24 protein-coding genes are annotated in these 22,584 nt (G+C 68.0%); 16 read left to right on the top strand and 8 right to left on the bottom strand.

The features are described from left to right. The first annotated feature begins 51 nt into the window (after positions 1-51). The 4 genes from AC1MEQ_RS10160 (at position 52) to AC1MEQ_RS10145 (ending at position 4,945) form a co-directional block, all read left to right on the top strand. Positions 52-1,407, top strand: coding sequence for an MFS transporter (locus AC1MEQ_RS10160; RefSeq protein ID WP_479790388.1), 1,356 nt, complete (start codon positions 52-54; stop codon positions 1,405-1,407). Positions 1,408-1,415: 8 nt separating this feature from the next. Then, entirely contained in the window at positions 1,416-2,681 is a 1,266-nt protein-coding gene (locus tag AC1MEQ_RS10155) for an acyl-CoA dehydrogenase family protein (RefSeq protein ID WP_479790387.1), read from the top strand. Continuing rightward, the gene (locus AC1MEQ_RS10150; protein ID WP_479790385.1) at positions 2,678-4,093 is read left to right on the top strand and encodes an NtaA/DmoA family FMN-dependent monooxygenase; all 1,416 of its coding nucleotides are present in this window, start codon (positions 2,678-2,680) and stop codon (positions 4,091-4,093) included. The genes AC1MEQ_RS10155 and AC1MEQ_RS10150 overlap by 4 nt, the downstream gene beginning before the upstream one ends. A 426-nt stretch (positions 4,094-4,519) precedes the next feature. Further along, entirely contained in the window at positions 4,520-4,945 is a 426-nt protein-coding gene (locus AC1MEQ_RS10145) for a CoA-binding protein (protein ID WP_479796107.1), read from the top strand. Between the two features lie 9 nt (positions 4,946-4,954). Here the strand turns inward: AC1MEQ_RS10145 and AC1MEQ_RS10140 are convergent, their stop codons facing one another. Both AC1MEQ_RS10140 and AC1MEQ_RS10135 read right to left on the bottom strand, forming a co-directional pair. Further along, positions 4,955-5,758 carry a DUF1206 domain-containing protein gene (locus AC1MEQ_RS10140; protein ID WP_479790383.1) on the bottom strand — a complete coding sequence of 268 codons (804 nt, stop codon included), beginning with the start codon at positions 5,756-5,758 and terminating at the stop codon, positions 4,955-4,957. Positions 5,759-5,825: 67 nt separating this feature from the next. After that, entirely contained in the window at positions 5,826-7,046 is a 1,221-nt protein-coding gene (locus AC1MEQ_RS10135) for an MFS transporter (RefSeq protein ID WP_479790381.1), read from the bottom strand. Positions 7,047-7,168: 122 nt separating this feature from the next. Between AC1MEQ_RS10135 and AC1MEQ_RS10130 the strand changes: the two genes are divergently transcribed. Next, a complete protein-coding gene (locus AC1MEQ_RS10130) occupies positions 7,169-8,653 on the top strand; it encodes a mannitol dehydrogenase family protein (protein ID WP_479790379.1) in 1,485 nt (494 codons plus the stop codon). Positions 8,654-8,672: 19 nt separating this feature from the next. Here the strand turns inward: AC1MEQ_RS10130 and AC1MEQ_RS10125 are convergent, their stop codons facing one another. Genes AC1MEQ_RS10125 through AC1MEQ_RS10115 form a run of 3 tightly spaced genes read right to left on the bottom strand, consistent with a single transcriptional unit; the run spans position 8,673 to position 11,280 of the window. Beyond that, a complete protein-coding gene (locus tag AC1MEQ_RS10125; RefSeq protein ID WP_479790376.1) occupies positions 8,673-8,867 on the bottom strand; it encodes a hypothetical protein in 195 nt (64 codons plus the stop codon). 41 nt (positions 8,868-8,908) lie between these two features. Next, positions 8,909-10,312 carry a xylulokinase gene (gene xylB / locus AC1MEQ_RS10120; RefSeq protein WP_479790373.1) on the bottom strand — a complete coding sequence of 468 codons (1,404 nt, stop codon included), beginning with the start codon at positions 10,310-10,312 and terminating at the stop codon, positions 8,909-8,911. Beyond that, the gene (locus AC1MEQ_RS10115; RefSeq protein ID WP_479790371.1) at positions 10,309-11,280 is read right to left on the bottom strand and encodes a sugar-binding transcriptional regulator; all 972 of its coding nucleotides are present in this window, start codon (positions 11,278-11,280) and stop codon (positions 10,309-10,311) included. Before AC1MEQ_RS10115 ends, xylB begins: the two co-directional genes overlap by 4 nt. Positions 11,281-11,438: 158 nt before the next feature. Between AC1MEQ_RS10115 and AC1MEQ_RS10110 the strand changes: the two genes are divergently transcribed. From AC1MEQ_RS10110 to AC1MEQ_RS10090, 5 genes are all read left to right on the top strand, one after another. Next, entirely contained in the window at positions 11,439-12,806 is a 1,368-nt protein-coding gene (locus AC1MEQ_RS10110) for an ABC transporter substrate-binding protein (RefSeq protein ID WP_479790369.1), read from the top strand. 3 nt (positions 12,807-12,809) lie between these two features. Further along, positions 12,810-13,769 (top strand): carbohydrate ABC transporter permease, encoded by a 960-nt coding sequence (locus AC1MEQ_RS10105; RefSeq protein WP_479790367.1) that lies wholly within the window; start codon positions 12,810-12,812, stop codon positions 13,767-13,769. Beyond that, positions 13,766-14,653 (top strand): carbohydrate ABC transporter permease, encoded by an 888-nt coding sequence (locus AC1MEQ_RS10100; protein WP_479790364.1) that lies wholly within the window; start codon positions 13,766-13,768, stop codon positions 14,651-14,653. Before AC1MEQ_RS10105 ends, AC1MEQ_RS10100 begins: the two co-directional genes overlap by 4 nt. 81 nt (positions 14,654-14,734) lie before the next feature. Then, positions 14,735-15,124, top strand: coding sequence for an MmcQ/YjbR family DNA-binding protein (locus AC1MEQ_RS10095; RefSeq protein ID WP_479790362.1), 390 nt, complete (start codon positions 14,735-14,737; stop codon positions 15,122-15,124). Between the two features lie 9 nt (positions 15,125-15,133). After that, the gene (locus AC1MEQ_RS10090) at positions 15,134-15,457 is read left to right on the top strand and encodes a putative quinol monooxygenase (RefSeq protein ID WP_479790360.1); all 324 of its coding nucleotides are present in this window, start codon (positions 15,134-15,136) and stop codon (positions 15,455-15,457) included. Here AC1MEQ_RS10090 and AC1MEQ_RS10085 read toward each other — a convergent pair. The 3 genes from AC1MEQ_RS10085 to AC1MEQ_RS10075 form a co-directional block, all read right to left on the bottom strand. Next, positions 15,454-15,906, bottom strand: coding sequence for an OsmC family protein (locus tag AC1MEQ_RS10085; protein WP_479790358.1), 453 nt, complete (start codon positions 15,904-15,906; stop codon positions 15,454-15,456). The genes AC1MEQ_RS10090 and AC1MEQ_RS10085 overlap by 4 nt on opposite strands. A 78-nt stretch (positions 15,907-15,984) precedes the next feature. After that, on the bottom strand, positions 15,985-16,683 hold the full coding sequence (locus tag AC1MEQ_RS10080) for an RES family NAD+ phosphorylase (protein WP_479790356.1): 699 nt from the start codon (positions 16,681-16,683) through the stop codon (positions 15,985-15,987). 9 nt (positions 16,684-16,692) lie between these two features. Continuing rightward, the gene (locus tag AC1MEQ_RS10075) at positions 16,693-17,085 is read right to left on the bottom strand and encodes a hypothetical protein (RefSeq protein WP_479790354.1); all 393 of its coding nucleotides are present in this window, start codon (positions 17,083-17,085) and stop codon (positions 16,693-16,695) included. Positions 17,086-17,275: 190 nt separating this feature from the next. Here AC1MEQ_RS10075 and AC1MEQ_RS10070 point away from each other — a divergent pair, with 190 nt between their 5' ends. The 6 genes from AC1MEQ_RS10070 to AC1MEQ_RS10045 all read left to right on the top strand — a co-directional run bounded on the left by AC1MEQ_RS10070 (position 17,276) and on the right by AC1MEQ_RS10045 (position 22,578). After that, positions 17,276-18,646 (top strand): APC family permease, encoded by a 1,371-nt coding sequence (locus tag AC1MEQ_RS10070; RefSeq protein ID WP_479790352.1) that lies wholly within the window; start codon positions 17,276-17,278, stop codon positions 18,644-18,646. A 127-nt stretch (positions 18,647-18,773) separates the two neighbouring features. Beyond that, complete coding sequence (locus AC1MEQ_RS10065; protein ID WP_479790350.1) at positions 18,774-18,992, top strand: hypothetical protein; 219 nt, start codon at positions 18,774-18,776, stop codon at positions 18,990-18,992. Further along, positions 18,993-19,418, top strand: coding sequence for a PIN domain-containing protein (locus tag AC1MEQ_RS10060; RefSeq protein WP_479790348.1), 426 nt, complete (start codon positions 18,993-18,995; stop codon positions 19,416-19,418). It begins immediately after the preceding gene. A 124-nt stretch (positions 19,419-19,542) separates the two neighbouring features. Then, positions 19,543-20,994 carry a DUF1990 family protein gene (locus tag AC1MEQ_RS10055; RefSeq protein ID WP_479790347.1) on the top strand — a complete coding sequence of 484 codons (1,452 nt, stop codon included), beginning with the start codon at positions 19,543-19,545 and terminating at the stop codon, positions 20,992-20,994. A 67-nt stretch (positions 20,995-21,061) separates the two neighbouring features. Beyond that, positions 21,062-21,409 carry an SDR family NAD(P)-dependent oxidoreductase gene (locus AC1MEQ_RS10050; RefSeq protein ID WP_479790345.1) on the top strand — a complete coding sequence of 116 codons (348 nt, stop codon included), beginning with the start codon at positions 21,062-21,064 and terminating at the stop codon, positions 21,407-21,409. Then, positions 21,409-22,578 (top strand): XdhC family protein, encoded by a 1,170-nt coding sequence (locus tag AC1MEQ_RS10045; RefSeq protein WP_479790343.1) that lies wholly within the window; start codon positions 21,409-21,411, stop codon positions 22,576-22,578. Before AC1MEQ_RS10050 ends, AC1MEQ_RS10045 begins: the two co-directional genes overlap by 1 nt. Positions 22,579-22,584: the final 6 nt, after the last annotated feature.

Below are 22,584 nucleotides of genomic sequence, written 5' to 3'. Positions count from 1 at the left end.
GCGGTCGGGACGGTGGTGGGCTCTTCCCCGGATGACCCCGAGGAGGAACACATGAGCACATCCACCACCCCGAGCACCCCACCGCCGACCCGGATGCGAACCCGCGTCGCCGTCGCCAGCCTGGTCGGCACCACCATCGAGGGCTACGACTTCGTCCTCTACGGCCTGGCCGCGGCCACCGTCTTCGGCCCCCTGTTCTTCGCACCGGCCGACCCGCTCGTCGGCACCATGGCCGCCTTCGCCACCTACGCCGTCGGCTTCATCGCCCGCCCCATCGGCGGGGTGCTCGGCGGGCACTTCGGCGACCGGATCGGCCGCAAGACCGTCCTGGTCGCCTCCCTGCTGCTCACCGGCCTGGCCACGACGGCCATCGGAGCGCTGCCCACCCACGACACCGCCGGCTGGATCGCCCCCGCCCTGCTGCTGGTGCTGCGCGTGCTGCAGGGCATCGGCTACGGCGCCGAATGGGCCGGAGCCGCCCTGATGACGGTCGAGCATGCGGCCCCGGGCAAACGCGGGCTGACCAGCAGCGCCACCCAGATCGGCCCGAGTGCCGGCATGCTGCTGGCCACCGGCGTGCTGCTGGCCCTCGAATCGTCCATGCCCGAGGACGCCTACCTCGCCTGGGGGTGGAGGCTGCCGTTCCTGGCCAGCATCCTGCTGGTCGCCGTCGGGCTCGTCGTGCGCCTGAAGATCGAGGACAGCGCCTCCTTCAAGCGGGTCGTGCGCACCGGGGCTATCCCGCGCCGCCCCGTCGTCGAATCGCTGCGCACCCACCCGCGCCAGGTCGCCCTGACCACCGGGCTGCGCCTGGCCCAGAACGCGTTCTACTACGTCTACACCGTCTTCATCCTCACCTACCTCGCCCAGGGCGGCACGAGCCGCGAGACCGGACTGCAGGCGATCCTCATCGCTTCCGCGCTGGGCCTGGTCACCGTCCCGTTCTGGGGCTGGGTCTCCGACCGGATCGGCCGCCGCCGCACCTACCTCTTCGGCGGGACCTTCAGCATCCTGGTGGCCCTGGTGGCCTTCCCGCTGCTGGACACCGGCAACTTCCTGCTCATCGTCCTCACGGTCGTGCTGGGCATGAACATCGGGCACGACGCCATGTACGGGCCCCAGGCGGCCTTCTTCGCCGAACTCTTCGACACCCGGGTCAGGTTCAGTGGCGTCTCGTTGGGCTACCAGATCGGCTCCGTCCTCGGCGGGGGACTGGCCCCACTGGTCGCCACTGCACTGCTCGCGGTTGGCGGCGGCAGCCCCATCTGGGTCATCGCCTACTTCGTCGGCGTCGGGGCCATCACCCTGGTCACCACGCTGCTCGCCCCGGAAACCGGAGCGCGTGATCTGGATGCACGGCACGACGCCGATGCCCCCTCCCAGCCCGAACCAACCCCCGTCCGTTAGGAAACACCATGAGCGAAACCACCACGGCGGCCACGGCGCCCACCGTCACCGTCCCCGACGGATCGGAAGCCCGTTATGCGGCCCTGGCTGCCCGCTTCCGCCCCGTCTTCGAGCGCATCGCCGCCGGTACCGTCACCCGCGAGCAGGACCACATCCTGCCTTTCGAGCAGATCGGCTGGCTGAAGGAGGCCGGCTTCACCACCCTGCGCGTCCCCGCGCAACACGGCGGCGACCCGGTCACGCACGAGCACCTCTTCCGTCTGCTCATCGAACTCGCAGAAGCCGATTCCAACGTCTCGCACCTGCTGCGCTCGCACTTCGCCTTCGTCGAGACCATCGCCCTGCAGCCGGAGGCCTTCCGCGACACCTGGTTCCCCCGCGTGCTCGCCGGGGAGATCTTCGGCAACGCGGCCACCGAACGCGGCGGCAACGCCCTGGGCACCACCGCGACGCGGCTCTCCAGGCACGACGGTGGGTGGCGCCTCAACGGGGCCAAGTACTACACCACCGGGAGCATCTTCGCCGACTGGGTGGTCGTCATGGCCAGCACCGAGGGCATCGAGGGCCGGCAGTATGCCGTCGTGCGGGCCGACGCCGCGGGCGTGACCATCCACGACGACTGGGACGGATTCGGGCAGCCGCTGACCGGCACCGGGACCGCCGTCTTCGAGGACGTGGCGGTCGAGGAGGCCAACATCATCCACCGCAAGGTCACCAGCACGCTGGAACCGGCGTTCTTCCAGCTCGTGCTGCTCGCCGTGCTGGCCGGAATCGGCCGGGCTGCCCTGCGCGACGCCTCGGCCCTGGTCGGCGCCCGCACCCGGATCTTCAACACCGGTTCCGGCGGGCTCTTCCGCGACGACGTGCAGATCCAGGAACACGTCGGTACCCTCGCCGCGCGGGTCTACTCGGCCGAGGCGATCGTCGCCGCCGCGGCCCGCGACCTGGACGCCGCAGTAGACCCGGCGCTGGGGCTCGACGCCGAAGGGGCCTTCCTGCGCGCCGAACTCGGCGTGGAGAAGGCCCATGTGGCCGTCCCGCCGCTCGTCCTCGAGGCCACCACCGCACTGTTCGACGTCACCGGTGCCTCCGCCACCAGCCGGGGGAAGTCCCTGGACCGGCATTGGCGCAACGCCCGCACCGTCGCCACCCACAACCCGGCGGTCTTCAAGGCCCGGGCGGTCGGCGACTTCCACATCAACGGCACCATCCCCACCGGGCTGAACAGCATCGGCGAGGCCGCCACGACCGCAAAGGGGACCGAATCCGCATGAGCACCCCCGAGCGCCCGCGCCTGCTGCTGAGCGCCTTCCTGATGAACACGCCCAGCCACATCCTCGGCGGCCAGTGGCGCCACCCCGAGGCCCAGCAGCACCGGTTCAACGAACTGCAGATGTGGGTCGACCTGGCCCGCCAGCTCGAGGACGCCAAGTTCGACGCGATGTTCTTTGCCGACGTCGTGGGGCTGTACGGGAACCACGAGGGCGGCTGGGCATCACTGGTCGACAAGGGCCTGCAGATCCCCTCCAACGACCCGCTGGTGCTGGCCTCGGCACTGGCCGCGACCACCTCGGAGATCGGGCTGGCCCTGACCAGCTCCGTCGTGCAATCCGAGCCGTTCCAGATGGCCCGCCAGTTTTCCACCCTCGACCACCTCTCCGGTGGGCGGGTGGCGTGGAACATCGTCACCAGCGTGCTGGAGAACGCGCACCGCAACTTCGGGGCGAAGGGGTTGGCCGCCCATGAGGACCGCTACGACTGGGCCGACGAATACGTCTCCGCGGTTTACAAGCTGTGGGAGGGCTCCTGGGAGGACGGTGCCCTGCTGGCCGACAAGGAGGCCGGGCGCTTCGCCGACCCCGCGTTGATCAACAAGATCCACCATGAGGGCACCCGGTACTCCATCGAGGGCCCGCACCTGACCAGCCCGAGTCCGCAACGCACCCCGTTCCTCTTCCAGGCCGGCAGCTCCCCGCGCGGCAAGGCGTTCGCCGCCGCCCACGCGGAGGCCACCTTCCTGTTCGCCCCGCATACCGACTACGTGCGCGAGCAGGCAGCGGCGATCCGGGGCCTTGAAGCGGCGGCCGGGCGGGCCCCGGGCGACGTGAAGATCTTCGCCGGGCTCTCCTTCGTCGTGGGCAGCACCGAGGAGGAGGTGCGCCGCAAGGAGGCGGAGTACGACGAGTACCTGGACCTGGATGCGATCATCGCGCACATCGGTGGCGGCATCGGCGTCGATCTCGGGGGACTGGATCACGACACCCCGCTCGGCGAGGTGGAGACCGAGGGCGCCCGCGGGGTCCTCGAGGCGGCGATCGCCTCCGTGCCCGGCGGCAAGCCGACCATCGGGGAACTGGCCCGCTACCGGGCCAAGGCCCAGCAGATCTCCGGCACCCCCGAGCAGATCGCCGATGAACTCGAACGCTGGCAGGACGCGGGCATCAACGGGGTGAACATCATCAACCAGGTCCTCCCCGGTTCCTACACGGACTTCATCGACGGTGTGCTGCCCGAACTGCGGGCCCGTGGCCTCGCCCAGACGGAGTACACTCCCGGCACGCTGCGGGAGAAGGTCTTTGGCCGCCGGGCCACACTTGAGGACACGCATCCGGCGGCCGGATACCGGGGCGCCTTCTCGCAGCACGCGGCCGCCGCCACCCAGGCGGTGCCGGCCGGACGCCCTTGACGCGCCGGGCAGACCTGCCGGGCCGCGGCTTGTAGTCTGGGCACCATGACGGAACCAGCAGCCCAGCACGACCCGTCCGAGGCCGAATTGGCCGGTGTCCCCGATGTGGAGATCCCCGACGTCGACATCCCGGAACCGGACATCGCCGACGTCGAGATCCCGGCCGTCCCCCAGGAGGGGCATGGCGTCGCGGACGGTGGCCTGCCCGCCGGCCTCCTCGGCGAGTCCACCCGCCCGGGGCAGATCCCCGAACCGGTCGTCCCCGAGGTCGAGGGGCCGCCGTTGGGCAACACCGACCCGCAGCTGCGCACCGGTGACCCCGCGACGGGCACTACCGAACCGGTCCTGAATGTGGGTGACCCGGTGCTGTCCGAACCCGTCCTGCGCGAACCGGTACTGGGCGGGGCCGGAATCGGCGGGCCGGAACTGCGCGCGCCCCATATCAACGACCCGGACACCATCCGCCGCCTGCTGACCACCCCGGCCCGCTGGGCCATCGTCGGGCTGTCCAACAACCCGATGCGGGCGGCCGTCGGGGTCGCCCGCATCGTCCGCGACGAGCTCGGCATGGACATCGTCCCGGTGTCGCTCAAGGGCGATACCGTGCACGGCGAACGCGGTTACACCCGGCTGGACCAGATCCCCGGGAGCATCGACGTCGTGGACTGTTTCGTGAACTCCAGCAAGGTCGGGGCCATCGTCGACCAGGCGATCGAAATCGGTGCGAAGGCCGTCTGGCTCCAGGTCGGCGTCGTCGACGAGGCCGCGGCGGCCCGGGCCACGGCGGCGGGACTCGACGTGGTGATGGATGCCTGCCCGGCCATCGAACGCCGCAACATCCTCTTCGAGTAGAAGCGGGGCCTATTCCATCTCGTCGTAGCGGGAGCGCAGGAACAGGAAGATGCCATAGGCCATCATCCCCGCCGCGATGGCGAAGAGTGCGGCCGGGCCGGCGGGCTGGTCACGGACCGCCTTCAGCGCCCCGTCGAGGCCGGTGGCGTCCTGCGGGTCGTGCTGGATCGTGGCGACGATGAACAACAGGCCGACCGCCGCCAGGACCAGCCCCTTGGCGATATACCCCACCGTGCCGAATCCGTTCACGATCAAGCGCATGGCCCGGTTCTCCTGCGGGCGGAGGATCTTCTGGAAACTCCGGGAGACCCCGCGGTAGACGAAGTAGCCGCCGATCCCGATGACGACCAGACCGGCGATGACCAGGGCCACGCTGCCGACCGGTGAGGACATCAGCACGCTGGAGGCCGTGCTGCTTTGTTGCGACGAGTCCTTGTTGCTGCCCACCACATGGCGGATGAAGGTGGTGCCGACGGCGAAGAAGACGACGGCGATGCCCGCCTGCTTGATCCGGTAGCGGGTCCCGTCGCCGCCGGGGAAGACCGCCTGGGCCAGGCACCACACCCCCAGCAGCATGCCGCCCAGGGCGCAGATCCAGATCAGGACGACGCCACCGGGTTGTTTCGCCAGCGCGGCGATGGCGCCCGACTGGTTGGCCTCCGCGCCGGCGGCACGGGCCACGTTCACCGCCAGCAATCCCAACGTCAGGTGCAGTACCCCATTGGCGATGTAGCCCAGTCGCGCTGCGCGCTCGAACCACTGGCTATGCGCTGCCTCGCGTGCGCCATCGACGGCGTCTTCGGTCGTTCCCATGAGCACAGCATAAGGAGTGGCGCCCCGCGATACCGCATCGGCCGCCGTCGTGCCCCGGGACCGGCCGTCAGGGCACGGACGGTCCCGAACGGCGCCGCAGGGCCAGCGGCAGGGTGGCCAGTGACAGCCCGGCCGCGACGAGCAGGGCGGTGGGGAAGGAGAAACCCGCAGCGAGCATCCCCACGAGCACCGAGCCCAGCCCGGTTCCGGCGTCGAATCCGATGTTCCAGACGGCGCTGGCCGTCCCGTATTCGTGGCGTTTCACCGCGGAGAGCGAGAGCAGGAGGGTGAGGTTCTGCAGTCCGCCGTAGGCGATGCCGACCAGGGCCATCGCGGCCAGCAGCAGCGGGACTCCGGTGGAGTCGGGATCACGGACCGCCGCTGCGGCCAGGCCCAGGCCGACGACGGTGCACAGCACCAGCGGCCAGAGGAAGCGATGTGCTCCATACCGGTCCGCCAGGGCGCCGACCTTCCAGCGGCTGAGCGCCGCGGTCGCGGTCAGGAGCACCAGCCCGCCCGCGGTAGCCGCGGGCACTGAACTGAACTGCGGGGCAAACGTGATCAGGGCGCCGCCGGCCAGGGTGACGCCGAGCAGTAGGAGCATGGGGCGAAGCAACCCGGCGGGGACACGGCGGCTGCCTGCGGCGGGGGCCGCGGCACTGGTGGTGGCCGCGGTGTCGGCACTAGGGGCATGTGGCCGGTCCTCGTGCAGAACCCGTGCCAGGCGCGGGGTGGCGATGATGCCCAGCAGCGGCAGGGTGCCGAGGGCGAAGACCGTCCAGAACCCCACGGCGTCGGCGAGCCAGGGGCTGGCGGGAAGGATCAGCAATTGCGGGACGGCGATGGCAGCACCGTAGGCGCCGATGGCGGCCCCATGCCGGGTTGGCGGGACCAGCAGGGCCACTGCGGCGGACCCGGTGACGGTGAGGATGCCGAAGCCGACTCCGCGCACGATGGACCACCCTAGGATCCAGCCCAGCTGGTCCGAGACCAACAGCAACAGGCTCGGTCCACCCAACAGGAGCAGGCCGGCACCGAGCACGCGCGTCGTCCCAAAGCGGTCCAGCAGGCGGGGGACCAGCCCCTGGGTCAGGACGGTCGCCAGCAGCAGCGCCCCATTGACGAACCCGGAACCGGCGGCGTCGGCGCCTCCGCGGACCGCCCAGAGCGGAGCGACGGAGAGCAGGGCCGCGTAGCCGGAAAAACCCGCGGCGGTCAGCAGGAGCAGCGCCGGCATCCCGGGCGCGCTCCAGACGCTGTCGCGTTTCGGCGGGATGGGTCGGCTCACGCTGCCCAACCCTAGCAAGCCCGGCAGCGGGGCCCTCCATACGCTCCGACGCTCATATGAGTAGACCAAATTGCTCATATGTTATGCTCGCCGTGTTAGCCACATCACGATTGGAGCCTGCCATGACGCGTTTGAACGCCGGGAGCCTGTCCTCCCTCAACGACACGGTCTCCGTGCCCGGCTACGATCTGGCCCAACGACGCATCGGCATCGTGCACTTCGGCGTCGGTGGATTCCACCGCGCCCACCAGGCCATGTACCTGGACCGGCTGATGAACGCGTGCCACGACCTGGACTGGGCGATCTGCGGCGTCGGGCTGATGCCCCACGACCAACGCATGCGCGACGCGCTCGCCGACCAGGACGGGCTCTACACACTCGTGGAAAAGGCCCCCGACGGAAGCCGCGACGCCCGTGTCATCGGCTCGATCGCCCGCTACCTCTACGCCCCCGACGACCCGGAGGCCGTGCTGGCCCAACTCGTGGACCCGGACGTGCGCATCGTGTCGCTGACCGTTACCGAGGGTGGCTACAACTACAACCCCTCCACCGGCGAGTTCAACGCCGGCACCCCCGCGGTCGCCGCGGACCTGGCGGACGGCGCCGTGCCGACCACCACGTTCGGCTTCGTCACCGAGGCGCTGCGCCGCCGCCGCGCAGCCGGCACTGCACCGTTCACGATCATGAGTTGCGACAACATCCAGGGCAACGGCCACCTCGCAGCGCGCGTCTTCGCGGCCTTCGCCACGTTGAAGGATCCCGAACTCGGTGCCTGGATGATCGAGCACGTCCCCTTCCCCAACTGCATGGTCGACAGGATCACCCCCGTCACCACCGACGCCGACCGGGACGCCATCGCCATCGAATACGGGGTCGAGGACGCCTGGCCGGTTGTCTGCGAGGACTTTGTCCAGTGGGTCCTGGAGGACAAGTTCCCCACCGGCCGCCCCGACTGGGGATCGGTCGGGGTCCAGCTCGTCGACGACGTCGAACCCTACGAGCTGATGAAGCTGCGCCTGCTCAACTGCAGCCACCAGGGCATTGCCTACCTCGGATACCTCGCCGGCTACCGCTTCGCCCACGAGGCCTGCGGCGACCCGCTCTTCATCGACTTCCTGCTCGCCTACATGGAGCGCGAGGCCACCCCCACGCTCAAGCCCGTCCCCGGCATCGACCTCGACGCCTACCGGCACCAGCTCATCGAGCGCTTCGCCAACGAACAGGTCCAGGACACCCTCGCCCGTCTGGCCGCCGAATCCTCCGACAGGATCCCCACGTGGCTGGTCCCGGTCATCCGCGCCAACCTGTCCGACGGCGGGGCGGTGCGCCTGAGCGCCGCCATCGTCGCCTCCTGGGCGCGCTATGCCCGCGGGATCGACGAATCCGGCCAACCCATCGAGGTTGTGGACCGGCTCCGCGACCGCGTCATGGCCGCGGCAGCAGCGCAGGACGAGGATCCGCTGGCCTTCCTGCGCGATCCCGAGCTCTTTGGCGACCTCGCCGGGCGCGAGGACTTCACCGGGCCGTATCTGGAGGCGCTGGCCATCCTGGACGACGGCGGGGCGCTGGCTCTGCTCCGCACCCTGCGCGAGGACGGCTGGAAGTAGGCGGGGACTGGTCGTTCGTCTACTGCACCGGGGGCGCCTGCGAAACCGCTGGGCGGTCCCAGATGACCACCAGCGCCGTCGCGATCGGCCCGAGGAGCAGCCCCAGGACGAACCAGATCCACCGGCGCCTGCCCTTGGTCTCGGCCAGGCCGGCGGTCACGATCGCCAGGGCCAGCCACCAGCCGCCGCTGGAGGTCACACTCGAAGCATCCATCGGGATTGTTTCCTTTCGTCAGGCACCGCGTGGGTGCGTGGCTATACCCCGTACAACCGGGTGCGTTCGGTGGCGTAGAGCTTGCGGGACTGTGCTCCCCATGCCTCGCCCGAGGGGCTGAGCCGGGTCTCGATACGTCGTTCGAAGGCGGGCAGCTCGCCCGTAGCGGCCCAGGCGGCCTGCCTGGCCGCGCCGAGGGCCACGTATTCGCCGGCCTCCAGGACGTCGACCTCCATGCCCAGCAGTTCCGGCGCGATGGCGCACAACGATTTTGACCGGGCGCCGCCCCCGATCAACAGTGCCCGCCGGGCGGGAACGGATGCCTCCGACAGGGCCTGCGCAGCGTCGGCGAGGGAGTTCACCACGGAAAGCACGGACGCCCGCGCCAGGTTCTCCCGCGTCAGTGACGCCCGGCTCAACCCCGTCAGACTCCCGGTCGCATCGGGCAGGTTCGGCGTCCGTTCCCCGTCGAAGTACGGCATCAGGTTCAGCCCGCCCGCCAGCGGGTCGCCGGAGGAGGCCAGCGCATCGAACTCGGGCAGCTCGACGCGGAGCAGTTCGGCCGTGGAAGCCATGACCCGGGCCGAGTTGATGACGGCCAGCAGCGGGAGGTACCCGCCGGTGGCATCGGCGAATCCGGCGACCGATCCGGTGGGGTCCGCGGTGGGTCGATCCGGAACGGAGGCAAACACCGTCCCGGAGGTGCCGATCGACACCGCGATCTCCCCGGCCTGCATGCCCAGCCCCAGTGCTGCTGCGGCATTGTCGCCCGCACCGGCGGAGACGGGTGGTTCGCCGGCCCCGAAGGAAACCAGCAGCCGCCCGCCCGAGGCTCCGGGGGCGATGACCTCGGGGAGTTCTGGCAGCTTGCCAAAATATTCGTGCAACAGCGCTTCCCGGTACCCGGTCTCCGGATGGTAGTAGGCGGTCCCGCTGGCGTCCGACCGGTCGGTGAACCACCGCCCGGTCAGCACGTGGTTGAGGTAGTCGTGCGGCAGCACGACCCGGTGGACCCGCGCCGCCGCGGCGGGTTCGTGCCGGGCCAGCCAGGCCAGCTTGGTCAGGGTGAAGGACGCCACCGGAACGGAGCCGACCTCCGAGGCCCAGAATGCGGCGCCGTGGTCGGTGACCATGGCGGCGGCTTCGGGGGCGCTGCGGGTGTCGTTCCACAACAGGGCGTCGAAGACCGGTTCGCCATGGGCATCCAACGCCACCATGCCATGCTGCTGGGCCGCGAGCCCGACGCCGATGACGGTACCCGCGGATCCGGGATCGGCCTGCCGCCAGGCCCGCTGCAGGGCGTCAGCCCAGATGCGCGGGTCAATGCTGGTCCCGTCGGGGTGGGGCACCTTGGCCGAACGCAGCTCCCCACCCGTTGCCGCGTCCAGGACCAGGACCTTGCAGGATTGCGTTGAAGAGTCGATGCCGACGACGACGTGGCTCACGCAGTGTCTCCCTCGTGCTCGGTGGGATGGGTGGAGGACAGGCCGAGGTCTTCGGCCAACCGGAGCGCCAGGGCCGGCCCGATGACCAAGTGGTTCGCGATCCCGGCAGCGACCGCGGCGCGCACGCCGGTGACACCGTCCTCGCTCGGGGCCACGAGGACCACCTGCCGGGTGGACGTGAGCTGCTCCAAGCTGACCGCGATGACGCAGTCGTCCAAGCCGCCATCTGCCGCCGAGCCATCGGCGGCCAGCAGGCGGCCGGAACACTCGGCGATGGCCCCGGCAGCGGTGGCGGCCTTCCGCTGGGCGGGGGAGACCCGCTCGAACACCGTCGATTTGCCCGGCCCCCAGTCGCCGAGGGCGACGACCGCGACGTCGAGCTCGTCGGCGGCGCGCAGGGCATCGGAGATCTCCGGCTGCCGGCGCAGGCTCGCGGCGGTTTCGGCGGTCTCCACGATCAGGGGTGCGGGAAGTGGCCACGTCCTGCCTCCGGCCACCTGTCCCAGCCGGTGGATGAGCGAGCCGGAACCGCCGCCCCCCGTCACGGCTATGGAGCCGGCCAGTTGGACGACGTCGCATCCAGGAAGCGTCGGCAAATGGCCGGCCATGGCCTGCAGCGTCCGCGACCAGGACACCCCGAGGCGGCTGCCCTCGGTGACGACCCCTGCCACGATGCCGGCCGCCGCGCGGGCCAACCGGTCGCGGGCATCGACTGCCCCGTCGGGAATCGAGGCAATGGTGACCGAGGTGATACCCAATGCCACCGCCAACGCGGTCCCATCGGCTGGAAGGGTGGCCGGGCGACGGATCGTGATCGTCACGATCCCCTCCCGGCGGGCCTCGTCGAGATAGCGGGCCACCTGGAAACGGGAGATCCCGTGGGTCTTGGCGATCTCGACTTTTGATGCATTCTCGAGGTAGTACTCCGTGGCGATTTGCGCCAGCGTCTCCTCGTGCCCTTCAGGCATGTGGCCTACCTCGTCTCCCGGCGACGCAGCAACGCGCCGAACTCATGTGAGTTGCATGTCTTGCTCAAATGATCTTATATGACTAGAGTCACATAACAAATGAGCACTTGACAACCATCATATGAGCGATCACTCGTCGCTCGGGCGAGGAGCAAGCAATGGCGATTCGGGATCTCTCCCTCAGCCGCCGGGGATTCATCGGAGCCGGAGTCGGCGCCATGGCCGCCGCCGGTCTCAGTGCCTGTTCGGGGCAGGCCTCAGCGGGCGGAAAGACCAGCCTCGTCGTCGCCATCGTCTCCAACCCGCAGATGACCGATGCGATCTCGTTGATGGACGACTTCCGCTCCAAGCATCCGGGCATCGACGTACGCTTCGTCTCCCTGCCGGAGAATGAGGCCCGCGCGAAGATCACCGCCTCGGTTGCCACCCAGGGTGGGGAATTCGACGTCGTGATGATCTCCAACTACGAGACGCCCATGTGGGCCGAGAACGGTTGGATCACGAATCTGGATCCGTTCATGAAGCAGACCGAGGGGTACGACTCCCAGGACTTCATCCCCACGATCCGGGAGGCGCTGACCCACAACGGTGGACAGTACTCGGTGCCGTTCTACGGTGAATCCTCCTTCGTGGTCTACCGCGAGGACCTGTTCGACAAGGCCGGACTCCACATGCCGGAGCAGCCCACCTGGGAGCAGATCCGCGGGTTCGCCAAGGAGCTGCACAATCCGGAGAAGGATTTCGCCGGCATTTGCCTGCGCGGCCTGGCCGGCTGGGGCGAGGTGATGGCACCGTTGGACACCGTCATCAACACCTACGGCGGGCGCTGGTTCGACGAGGGCTGGAACGCCACCCTCAACACCCCGGAGGTCCATGACGCCGTCTCTGGGTACGTCGACCTGGTCCGCACCTACGGCCAGCCGGGTGCCGCGACCTCCGGCTACGGCGACTGCATCACCCGCTTTTCCCAGGGCAATGCGGCCATGTGGTATGACGCCACGGCCATGGTCTCCTCCATCGAGGACCCGAAATCGTCGCTGGTGACCGGCAAGACGAACTACGCCCTGGCCCCGGTGAAGGAGACCGAGTCGGCCGGCTGGCTGTACACGTGGGCGCTGGCCATCCCGGAGACCAGCAAGAACAAGCAGGCGGCCTGGGACTTCGTCGCCTGGATGACCAACAAGGACTACCTGAAGCTGGTGGGAAATTCCGTCGGTTGGGAACGCCTGCCGCCGGGCAGCCGGAAATCCACCTACGAGATCCCCGAATACGCGAAGGTCGCCAAGGACTACGCCGACCCGACGCTGAAGGCCATGGGCAACGCCACCCAGGAAAAGTCCATGGTCAACCCCGTTCCCTACACGGGACTTCAATTCGTCGGCATCCCCGAGTTCCAGGACCTCGGCACCCGGGTGGCCCAGCAGATCTCCGCCGCCATCGCCGGCAGCCAAAGCGTGGAGGACGCGCTGCGGCAATCACAGGATTTCGCGGCCACCGTGGCCCGGACCTACCAGAAGGAAGGCTAGGCCATGAGCACGATGACCGAAACGCGACGGCGTGGGGCCACCGGCTCCGGCTCCGGCCCGGACGAGGCCGAACTGCGCCGAGCCCGGCGACGCGATGGATGGAGCCGCCGGTTACCCCTGTTGCCCGCGCTGATCTTCACCATCGTGGTGACACAGCTGCCGTTCCTGCTGACCATCTGGTATTCGCTGAGGTCCTGGAACCTGCTGCGTCCCGACGGCAACATCTTCGTGGGCCTGCAGAACTTCATCGACATCTTCTCGGATTCGACCTTCCGCGTCGCGGCACTCAACTCGATCCTCATCACGTTGTGCTGCGTCGCCGTCGCACTGGTCCTCGGGACGCTCTTCGCGGTCCTGCTGGACCGGGAGTTCCTGGGCCGCGGCATCGTCCGCACGCTGCTGATCACCCCGTTCCTCATCATGCCGGTCGCCTCCTCGATGCTCTGGAGCGTCTCGATGCTCAACCCCAGCTACGGCATGGTCAACTGGGTGATCGGCCTCGTCGGGATCGATCCGATCAACTTCACCTCATCGGCTCCGCTGCTCTCGGTCATCATCGCCCTGGTGTGGCAGTGGACGCCGTTCATGATGCTGCTGATCCTCGCCGGGCTGCAGGCCCAGCCCAAGGACGTGCTCGAGGCCGCCTCACTCGACGGGGCCGGCTGGTGGAAGACCTTCACCCTGGTCACCCTGCCCCAGCTGCGCCGCTACATAGAACTGGCGGTACTGCTCGGTTCCATCTACGTGGTGAACACCTTCGACCAGATCTACCTGATGACCGCCGGCGGGCCCGGAACCGCCAGCGCGAACCTCCCCTTCTACATCTACCAGCGGGCGTTCCTGGGCTTCGACATCGGCCAGGCCGCCGCCATGGGCGTCATCGTGGTCATCGCGACCATCATCATCGCCACCTTCGCGCTGCGCGTGATCTTCCGCAGCTTCGACGACAAGGAGCAGGCATGAGCACCACGACCCTCGACCCCCAACGCGAAGGGACGACGACGGGGCGCGGCGACATCGTGAAGCCCCGGCGCAAGGGAGTCATCAGCGGCGGCGTCTTGACCACCGTCACCTGGATCCTTGCACTGGTCTTCTTCGCGCCGATCGCCTGGATGGTCATGACGTCCTTCAAGCAGGAGAACGTCGCGGCCTCCAACCCGCCGGCCTTCTTCTTCGAGCCGACCCTGGACCAGTACAAGGCGGTCATCTCCTCCGATGCCGGGCCGTACTTCCTGAACTCGCTGATCGCGACCGGCGTCTCGACCCTGCTGGTCATCGTCCTGGCCATCCCGGCGTCGTACGCACTGAGCATCCGGCCGGTGAAGAAGACCAACGACGTGCTGTTCTTCTTCATTTCCACCAAGATGCTCCCCGTCGTCGCCGTGATCATGCCTATCTACGTCATCTCCGGCCAGCTGCGCGCACTGGACAGCATCTGGACACTGATCATCCTCTACACGGCGATGAACCTGCCGATCGCGGTGTGGATGATGCGTTCGTTCTTCCAGGAGGTCCCCGGCGAAGTGCTCGAGGCCGCCTCCATGGACGGTGCCGGGCTGATCAAGACGCTGCGTTCGGTGCTGATTCCCATGGTCACCCCGGGCATCGCGGCCACCGCGCTGATCTGCGTGATCTTCTCCTGGAACGAGTTCTTCTTCGCCCTGAACCTCACCGCCGCGAAGGCCGCCACGGTGCCGGTGTTCCTCATGTCGCAGATGACCAGTGAGGGCCTGTTCCTCGCCCAGCTCTCCGCAGCCTCGGTCCTGGCGTCACTGCCCGTTGTCCTCGCCGGCTGGCTGGCGCAGAAGCAGCTGGTCCGCGGCCTGTCCATGGGCGCCGTCAAGTAAACCGCCAGCACACACCACAGGATCCTGGTCGACGCCGGTGCCCCCTCGGGTGCCGGCGTCGCCACGCGTAGGATGCCGGGTATGGATCACGAATCGTTCCGCGCCGCCTGCCTCGAGTTGGCGGGCGCCTTCGAGGACCATCCCTTCGGCCCCGACGCGACCGTGTTCAAGGTCGCTGGGCGGCCGGGCAGTCCGGCCAAGATGTTCGCCCTGCTCTGGGGCGGGTCCGATCCGGCGCGCGCGAACCTGAAGTGCGAACCCGACCTGGCCGACCAGCTGCGCTCGGTCCATTCGGAGATCACCCCGGGCTACCACATGAGCAAAAGGCACTGGAATACCGTGCTCTGCTCCGGGTCGGTCGACGACGCGATGGCGCGCGACCTCATCGAGGACTCCTACGACCTGGTCGTCGAAGCCCTGCCCAGGGCCGACCGCGCACGGCTTGGCTGGAAGGGGCTGGCCCGGGGATAGGGTAGATCCATGATTTTCATCGTCGTGAAGTACAAGGTCAAGCCCGAATTCGTCGACTCGTTCATCGAGGTCAACCGACCCTTCACCGAGGCCACCCGTGCCGAAGAGGGGAACCTCTGGTTCGAGTGGTCGCGCAGCGTCGAGGCCGATAACGAGTTCGTGCTTGTCGAGGCGTTCAAGGACGGCTCAGGCGAGGCGCATGTGCGCAGCGACCACTTCGCCGCCGGCTTGGAGGCCATGCGCCCGACCCTCGCCGAAACCCCGCAGATCGTCAGCCGCCAGATCGAAGGCGAAGGCTGGGACCGGATGGGCGAACTCCAGGTCGACGCCTAGCCTTTCCCTCCAGTCGTGACAGCGACGCTGCTGGTGACGGGCGTCCCGTGCTCGACGGTACGTGAGACCGTGCAGTACTTGTCATGCGACAGGGCGACGAGGCGCTCCACCATGCTGGCGGCCTTCCGGCCGTCAGCATCGTCGTTGAAGGCAAGGTTGAACGCAAGATTCAGATTTTCCATGCGGTTCGCGCCGCTTTCCTCGACGACCTTGTCACCCGAGGCGGTGACCGCAAAATTCGTCGGTTCGGCGCTGCGCGAGGTTGCGACGTCCACGTCGATGGCTGAGCACCCGGCAATGGCGGCCAACAGCAGTTCAACGGGGGAGAGTAGTCCTTCGCCCTGCCCGAAGGCGAGCTCGGCGCCGGCGGCATTTCGGGCGGTGTAGTGGCCAGTCGATGTCCGGGACAGTTCGATGGAACGCAGGCTGGGGTTCTCGTTTTCGCTCATGTGCTCATGATGCCACTGCCGGATTGAATCTGGACTCCCCGAATGGCGATTGGAGATCCACTGCCGGTCGCGTACCGTCTATTCGTTCCACTGAAGTCCGAGTACTTCGAATGCCTGCCCGACCTCAGGCATGTCCTCGGTGAGAGCCGACACCCCGACTCTCAAAACGTAGGGACTGGTGGGGGAATCCGTTTCGGCTTGTTCAAAGACCGACCAAAGCCCCATGTCTTCACCATGCCGCGACGTGAATCGAACTCCATCCACGTCGTCTTGCAGGAAAAGGTAGGCGGCGACCGCTTGTGTCAGCGATCTAGCCTCGCCGTTCTTCAGCAGTGCGGCATCGAAGTCGTAGTGGCCAGCCTCCAGGGTCTTGCGGATGAAGTGCGGATGGAGGGCCGCGATCGTCTCCTTGTCCGTAACATCGCAATGCCGGCCGGTCAGGGTGGCCTCGGCCGCACATCGCGGGAGTAACCAGGCCCGGTCGACTTTTCCAGGCTCAATCGTGCGATAGTGTTTCGCGTCTTCGGGATCCTCGTCTATTCCAGCGAGTTCTTCAGCTAGGTACTTATCCCTGCGTGCATGTGCGAGCAACTCAACAAGGCAATTGAGGAGAGTATCCCCAAAATAGAGTGTCCTGAACCGCCCGTCGGGGTCGTCCCATCGGCCCTGGAAGCGCCCATATGTGGCGTAACTCCAGTCGGCCCATGCTAGTGGGTCGGGCTGGTATCCGATTCTCCAGACCGTCGCACGTGGGGGTCGAACGATCTTGAGCGCCATGATGGATTCCTAGGCGATAAAGCTGCGTGCTGCCGCGAGGACCTCTGCGGCTGACTGTTCAGATGCGCCATCCCGAAGCAACCGAGCTGGTGAACGATCTGAGAGCTGTGGATTCATCCCCATGAACCACGTCTGCACTACCGCGGGGGCCTCCCTTTCCGATAGCAAGGCCGCGATCTGGTATGCGTCCCGCAGACGCAGCCGCACTCCTTCGGATTGGGGTTCGCGAACGCCATCCGCCCATTCACGTACTGCTCGGGTTTCCTTGACGCCCCCGAGGTATGCCACGAGCCGGGCACCAAGAATCTCGCGCAATTCACCGACGACCTGCGAAATCGGCCACGTTCGTGAATTCCGATACGCGGTAATGCCGGTATGAGGGACGAACGGGGCGGTGGTCATAGTCCCATCCTCCCCGTGCCCCATGTATTTCACAAGGTAAATTACATCCTGAATCACAGGCTCTACGACGTGTTCTGGTGGCGAATCCGACGGTGATCGACCTGCTAGTGGGTCCTCGCGGAGGACAAGTGCTGGCGGGTCGGGCAACGGATCCGTCGAAGCGTGTGATCACCTGCGACACAATGGCCCCATGACCTCCAACGCGTCGACCCCTGCCCCGACTGATGGTTCGCTGAAGCGCAGCATCTCCCTGGGCCAACTGGTCTTCTTCGGCCTGGTCTTCATAGGTCCGGCCGCGGCGGTTGGGATCTTCGGCACCCTGGACGCCAAGTCCGGGGGAGCGGTGGCCACGGTCTACGTCGTCGCCACGCTGGTTATGGCGTTTACTGCCTCCAGCTACATGCGAATGTCGCGGGAGATCCCCCGCGCCGGATCGGTGTTCGCCTACGCCAGCGAGGGCATCGGGCCCCGCGCCGGATATGTGTCGGGCTGGATGATCCTGCTGGACTATCTGCTCATCCCCTCGGTGGCCTACATGTTCACCGGGATCGCCCTTAACTCACTGTTCCCGGCCATCCCGATCTGGGTGTTCGTCACCGTCGCCGTCATGGCCACCACGGCCCTGAACCTGGCCGGGGTGAAGGTGGCCTCCAAGGTGATCACCGCCGTCGTGCTCCTGGAAGTCGCCGTTCTGCTGATCGTGCTGGTGTGCGGGGTTTACGTGCTGGCCACGCAAGGTGCGGAGCGACCGTGGCTCAGCCCGTTCACCGGTGTTGGCGGGTTCTCCCTCGCCGCGGTGCTGGCCGCCGTGTCGGTGGCGGTCCTGTCCTTCCTGGGGTTTGATGCGCTGGCCACTTTCGCGGAGGAGACCAAGGGCGCCGTGCGGCTGGTCGGGCGGGCCACGTTGATCTGCCTGCTCTTTGCGGGTGTGCTCTTCGTGGCGCAGACCTACGTGGGGGCGCTGTTGTCGACGACGACGCCCGCCGAGCTGGCCGCCGACCCGTCGCTGGAGGGCGCGGCCTACTACACCGCAGTCCAGGAGAGCATCGGCGAATGGCTGCACTGGCTGCTCGCGCTGTCCAAGGCAGCCGGCGCCGCGTTCGCCGCCATGGTCGGCCAAGGGGCCGGCAGCCGCATCATCATGGACATGGCCCGCGAACGCCGCCTGCCGCATGCGTTGGCACGGGTGTCGGAGCGGACCGGGGTACCCACGCGCAGTATCCTGATCACCGCTGGCGGCAACATCGTCGTTGCGGTGTGGGCCGCGACGCGGGCCGACGGGCTCGACATCCTCGGCTCGATCGTCAACGTCGGGGCGCTAACGGCATTCATCCTGCTGCACATCTCGGTGATCGGCTACTACCTCGTGCGGCAGAGGGCCGCCGTGCGCGGGACGTGGTTCCCGCATGGCGTGATTCCGGCCGTGGGTGCGGTGTTGCTGGTGGTCGTACTGGCGTCGGCCACCCACCTGGCGCTGATCGTGGGCCTGGTCTGGTTCGTCATGGGGATCGTCGTCGCCCTCTTGCTGCACCGCCGGCCGGGGACCTCCGGTACGGCCTGAGCATGTGCCGAGTCGGGTCTCCCTGCTGGGGCGGTCAGGATCAATTCCCACGCCACGTCTGGCGGGCGCGGAACGAACCGTTATATACTGGTCTATATAAAGACGCGGATCTGGAAGGGAGTGGGTCGTGGCCATCACATCGGTTGACGTGGACAAGTCCAAGATCGAAGAAGCGAAGCAGATCCTGTCGGTTAGTTCGGCGCGCGAAGCCATCGACAAGTCGCTGGAAATAGTCATCGCGCTTCGCCACCAACAGACGGTGCTCGAGGAAATGAAGGCGAACCCGCTCACCGAGGAACAACGTTCGGCGCAGGTCACCGACTATGGCGAGCCTGTCCAGCGCTAGATGGAGCCGCCCTTTTCAACCCTTCCGCTGTACATTGTCGATGCCAGCGCGTGGTCTCACGTGGGCTCGAGCACCGAGGTAACCAACTACATCGAACGGATATCCCGCAGCGGGATCATCATGACGTGTCCTCCAGCGTCGCTCGAGTACTGCTTCATGGCGCAGAACAAAGTCGAACACGACGTCTTCCGCGCCCGCATGACCAAGCTCAAGCAGCCGGAACGGGATCCTGGTGTCGAGGATGTGTTGCGGCTGCAGTCCGCTCTGTGGGGAAACGGGCTCGTGAGAGCTGCGGGTTCCATGGACATCTTGATCGCGTCCTATGCACTCCTCCATGCGGCGACGATCGTGAGCTGCGACAAGGACTACGGCTACATTTCGCAGGCACTGGGGCACGAACTGAAGTATGTGCTCTTGAGGCCCTAGCCGCGTAGGGTGACAGGCCGCGCGCTGGCGATGGCCCTTGGTGCGTCATGGCCTTATCCACTGGAACGGGGAAGTGCCCAGGGCGGAGCGAGCGGAGACATCTGTTCGGCGTAGGCTCGGCGTCATGGATGTCATCGCGCCCCTCAGGGACCGGCTTCGACTGACCTTTGCCGGACAGACCGAAGGCGTGCCCGCCTGGGAAGACGCCTTGGACGAAGGCGAGGACGCCGGATATTTCGCGCCCGATTCGCCCGTGTGGAAGATCCATGGCGGCATGACGCCGATCGCCGCTGGCATCCGTGCACTGCTGGTCCAGGCTCTCCATCCCGGGGCGCTGGCCGGCGTGATGGAGCATTCGAACTACCGCGAGGACCCGCTCGGACGGCTTGCGGGGACGATCCGGTGGATCTTCACCGTCACCTATGGTGATACTGCCGCGGCGCGAGCTGCTTGCGATCATGTCCGGCACCTGCATGTCCCCGTGACGGGCAGTTATGTCGCTGGAGGCGGTGAGGAGCGGCGCTACGCAGCCAATGATCCTGATCTCGCCGCGTGGGTTCACCTCGCCTTCACCGACGCGTTCCTGCGGTCCTTCGAGGCCTTGAACGGTCCCCTGCCCGCTCGCCTCGGCGGAGCTGATGCCTACGTCGGCCAATGGTCGCGAGCGGGCGAGCTCATGGGCGTTCCCCACCCGCCGCGCACCGAGGCCGAACTGCGGTCACAACTGCAGGCCTACGACGACGCGGGTCAGCTCGCGGGTGGGCCCCGGGCTGTCGAAGTGGTGTCCTTCCTGAAGAATCCGCCTCTGGACCCGTTGCTGCTGCCGGGCTATCGGCTGGTCTTCGCGTCGGTCGTCGATTCCCTCCCGGCTCGCTACCGGGAATTATTGGGGCTCGCGAAGCCCGGGATCGACTTGCCGGGAGGACGGCGGTTGCCCCTCCCCGCGCGGACCGGCGCCCGGGCCACGCTGGCCGTCGTCGGAAAAACGCTGGGCAAGCACGAGCCAAGCGAGATGGCCGCCCTGCGTCGGCTGGCCCGGATTGGGCAACCCGCCGACCTGACCTATGCCGAGCACGGACTCACGAAGCCCGGGCATGCCCCGGCCGGTTACCGGACCGTGCGGCGACGGGTCCGCGTCGGGTCCGGCGAGCACGCCTTCCGGCGGGTCGCCGACGGCATTCTGGACTGGGACCTGCACCGAGGCGCCGGACTGACGGTGCCGGGTGACACCGCCCGGGCAGCACCCGGCATCCGGGTGGTCAGCGGGATGGGCGTCGGACCAGTCCGGGTCCCCGCGCCGTGCCGGGTCCTGTGGTCGGTGGAGCCGGAGGGCGTGGCCCCACGGCGTGCCGGCTTCGGCTATGGAACCCTGCGGGGCCATCCCGTGAAGGGCGAGGAATCGTTCACCGCCGTGCTGGAGGCCGACGGTTCCGTCTGGTTCGAGGTCTTCGCGTACTCCCTGCCGGCGAACGTGCTGATGCGTGCGGCCTCACCCGTGACCCGACGCACCCAGGAGCACGTGACCCGGGGTTACCTCCGCGCGGCGGCACGGCTGGCCGCGGGCGGCCGCGGCTGATACCCCTTGGCGCGGACCCGTCCCCCGAAGGCGTGACGGCTCGCCGGCATCGCGACAGACTGGGACCATGAACGAGTTCACTCCCCGCACAGCCATCGTCACCGGTTCCGATTCGGGCATCGGGCGGGCCACCGCCGTCGAGGCCACCGCGGAGGAGGTCAAGGCACCGGGGCAACGGGCCGCCGTCGTGCAGTTGGACATCACGGACCTCCCGGGGTGCGGCGACGTGATCGACGCGCTCGCCAGCCGACTCGGCAGCGTCGACGTCTTCGTGAACAACTCCGGCGCCGGGGCCAATGAGCCGTTCCTGGACAGGGGATACGAGGGCCGGCGCAAGGCCGTGGACGGCAGGATGCTGCAGATGGGTCCGCAGGCCGGATCGTATCTGCCGGACAGTCACTGGCGGGAGGGCTGATGCTCGACCTGTTGCCCGATCTTGAGGCCTACCTGGGCAGCTCCCGGGCGCCGCAGGCGTGCGCCGTGGCGACGATCGTCGGCGCCTCGGGATCGGTGCCCCGCCCGGTGGGCACCTCCATGCTGGTCAGTGCGGGCGGGGAGGTGCGCGGCAGCCTTTCCGGCGGCTGTGTCGAGGGTGCCGTTTTCGAGGCGTGTGTGGAGGCCATCGAGGCCGGCGTCCCGCGGCGGGAGCACTTCGGATACAGCGACGAGGACGCGTTCGCGGTGGGTCTGATGTGTGGTGGGAGCCTTGACGTGCTCATCGAGCCGTTCTACCCCTCGGTTCCGGGCGCCCCGGTCGAAGGACGGCAGCGGGGCACCTTTGCCCACACCGAGGCAGCTGCCCACCCCGCGGACGGCCGGGCGCTGGTGCGGCGCATCGACCGGGCCGGGGGCAACCCCCTGCTGGTCGCGGACCCGGTCGGCTTCGCCGCTGCCTCCCTGAGGTCGGAACTGGTGTCGCTGCTGGGAGACGAGGGGATGGCGCGCAGTGCGGTGGCCCAACTCGAGCCCCTGATCCGCGCGGGACATACCGGGGTGATCCGGGTGGCGCCCGCCGGCCAGGTGATGCAGGGGCGGCCAGCCGAATTGTTCGTCGAGAGCCGGTTGCCGGCTCCGCAGCTGCTGGTCTTCGGCGCCAACGACTTCGCGGCCGCGCTGATCGAGGCGGCGAAACCGTTGGGCTACCGGACCACGCTGTGCGACGCCCGTGAGGCCTTCGCCGACGCAGCCGCCTACCCGCAGGCGGACGAGGTCGTCGTGCAGTGGCCCCACGCCTACCTCGAGGATGCCCAGGCCGACGGCACGATCGATCCGCGCACCGTGGTGTGCGTGCTGACCCACGACCCGAAGTTCGACATCCCTGTCCTGCGCGCGGCCCTGTCGCTGGGGGTCGCCTACGTGGGTGCCATGGGCTCGCGCCTCAGCGACCGCCAACGCCGCGCGGCGCTCCGGGACGCCGGGGTCACGGCCGAACAGCTCGCGCGGTTGCGCTCGCCGATCGGGCTCGACGTCGGTGCCTCCACCGCGCAGGAGGTCGCGGTGTCCATCGTCGCGGAGATCATCGCCGCACGGCACGGCAAGGACGCACCAGGACCCCTCAGCCAGGTGGCCAGCCCGATCCATTGAGGCCGC

It is taken from the genome of Arthrobacter sp. ASL1 (genome assembly GCF_056680475.1).
Note: the sequence above shows the minus strand (reverse complement) of the source record. Positions and strands in the feature narration are given on the sequence as shown.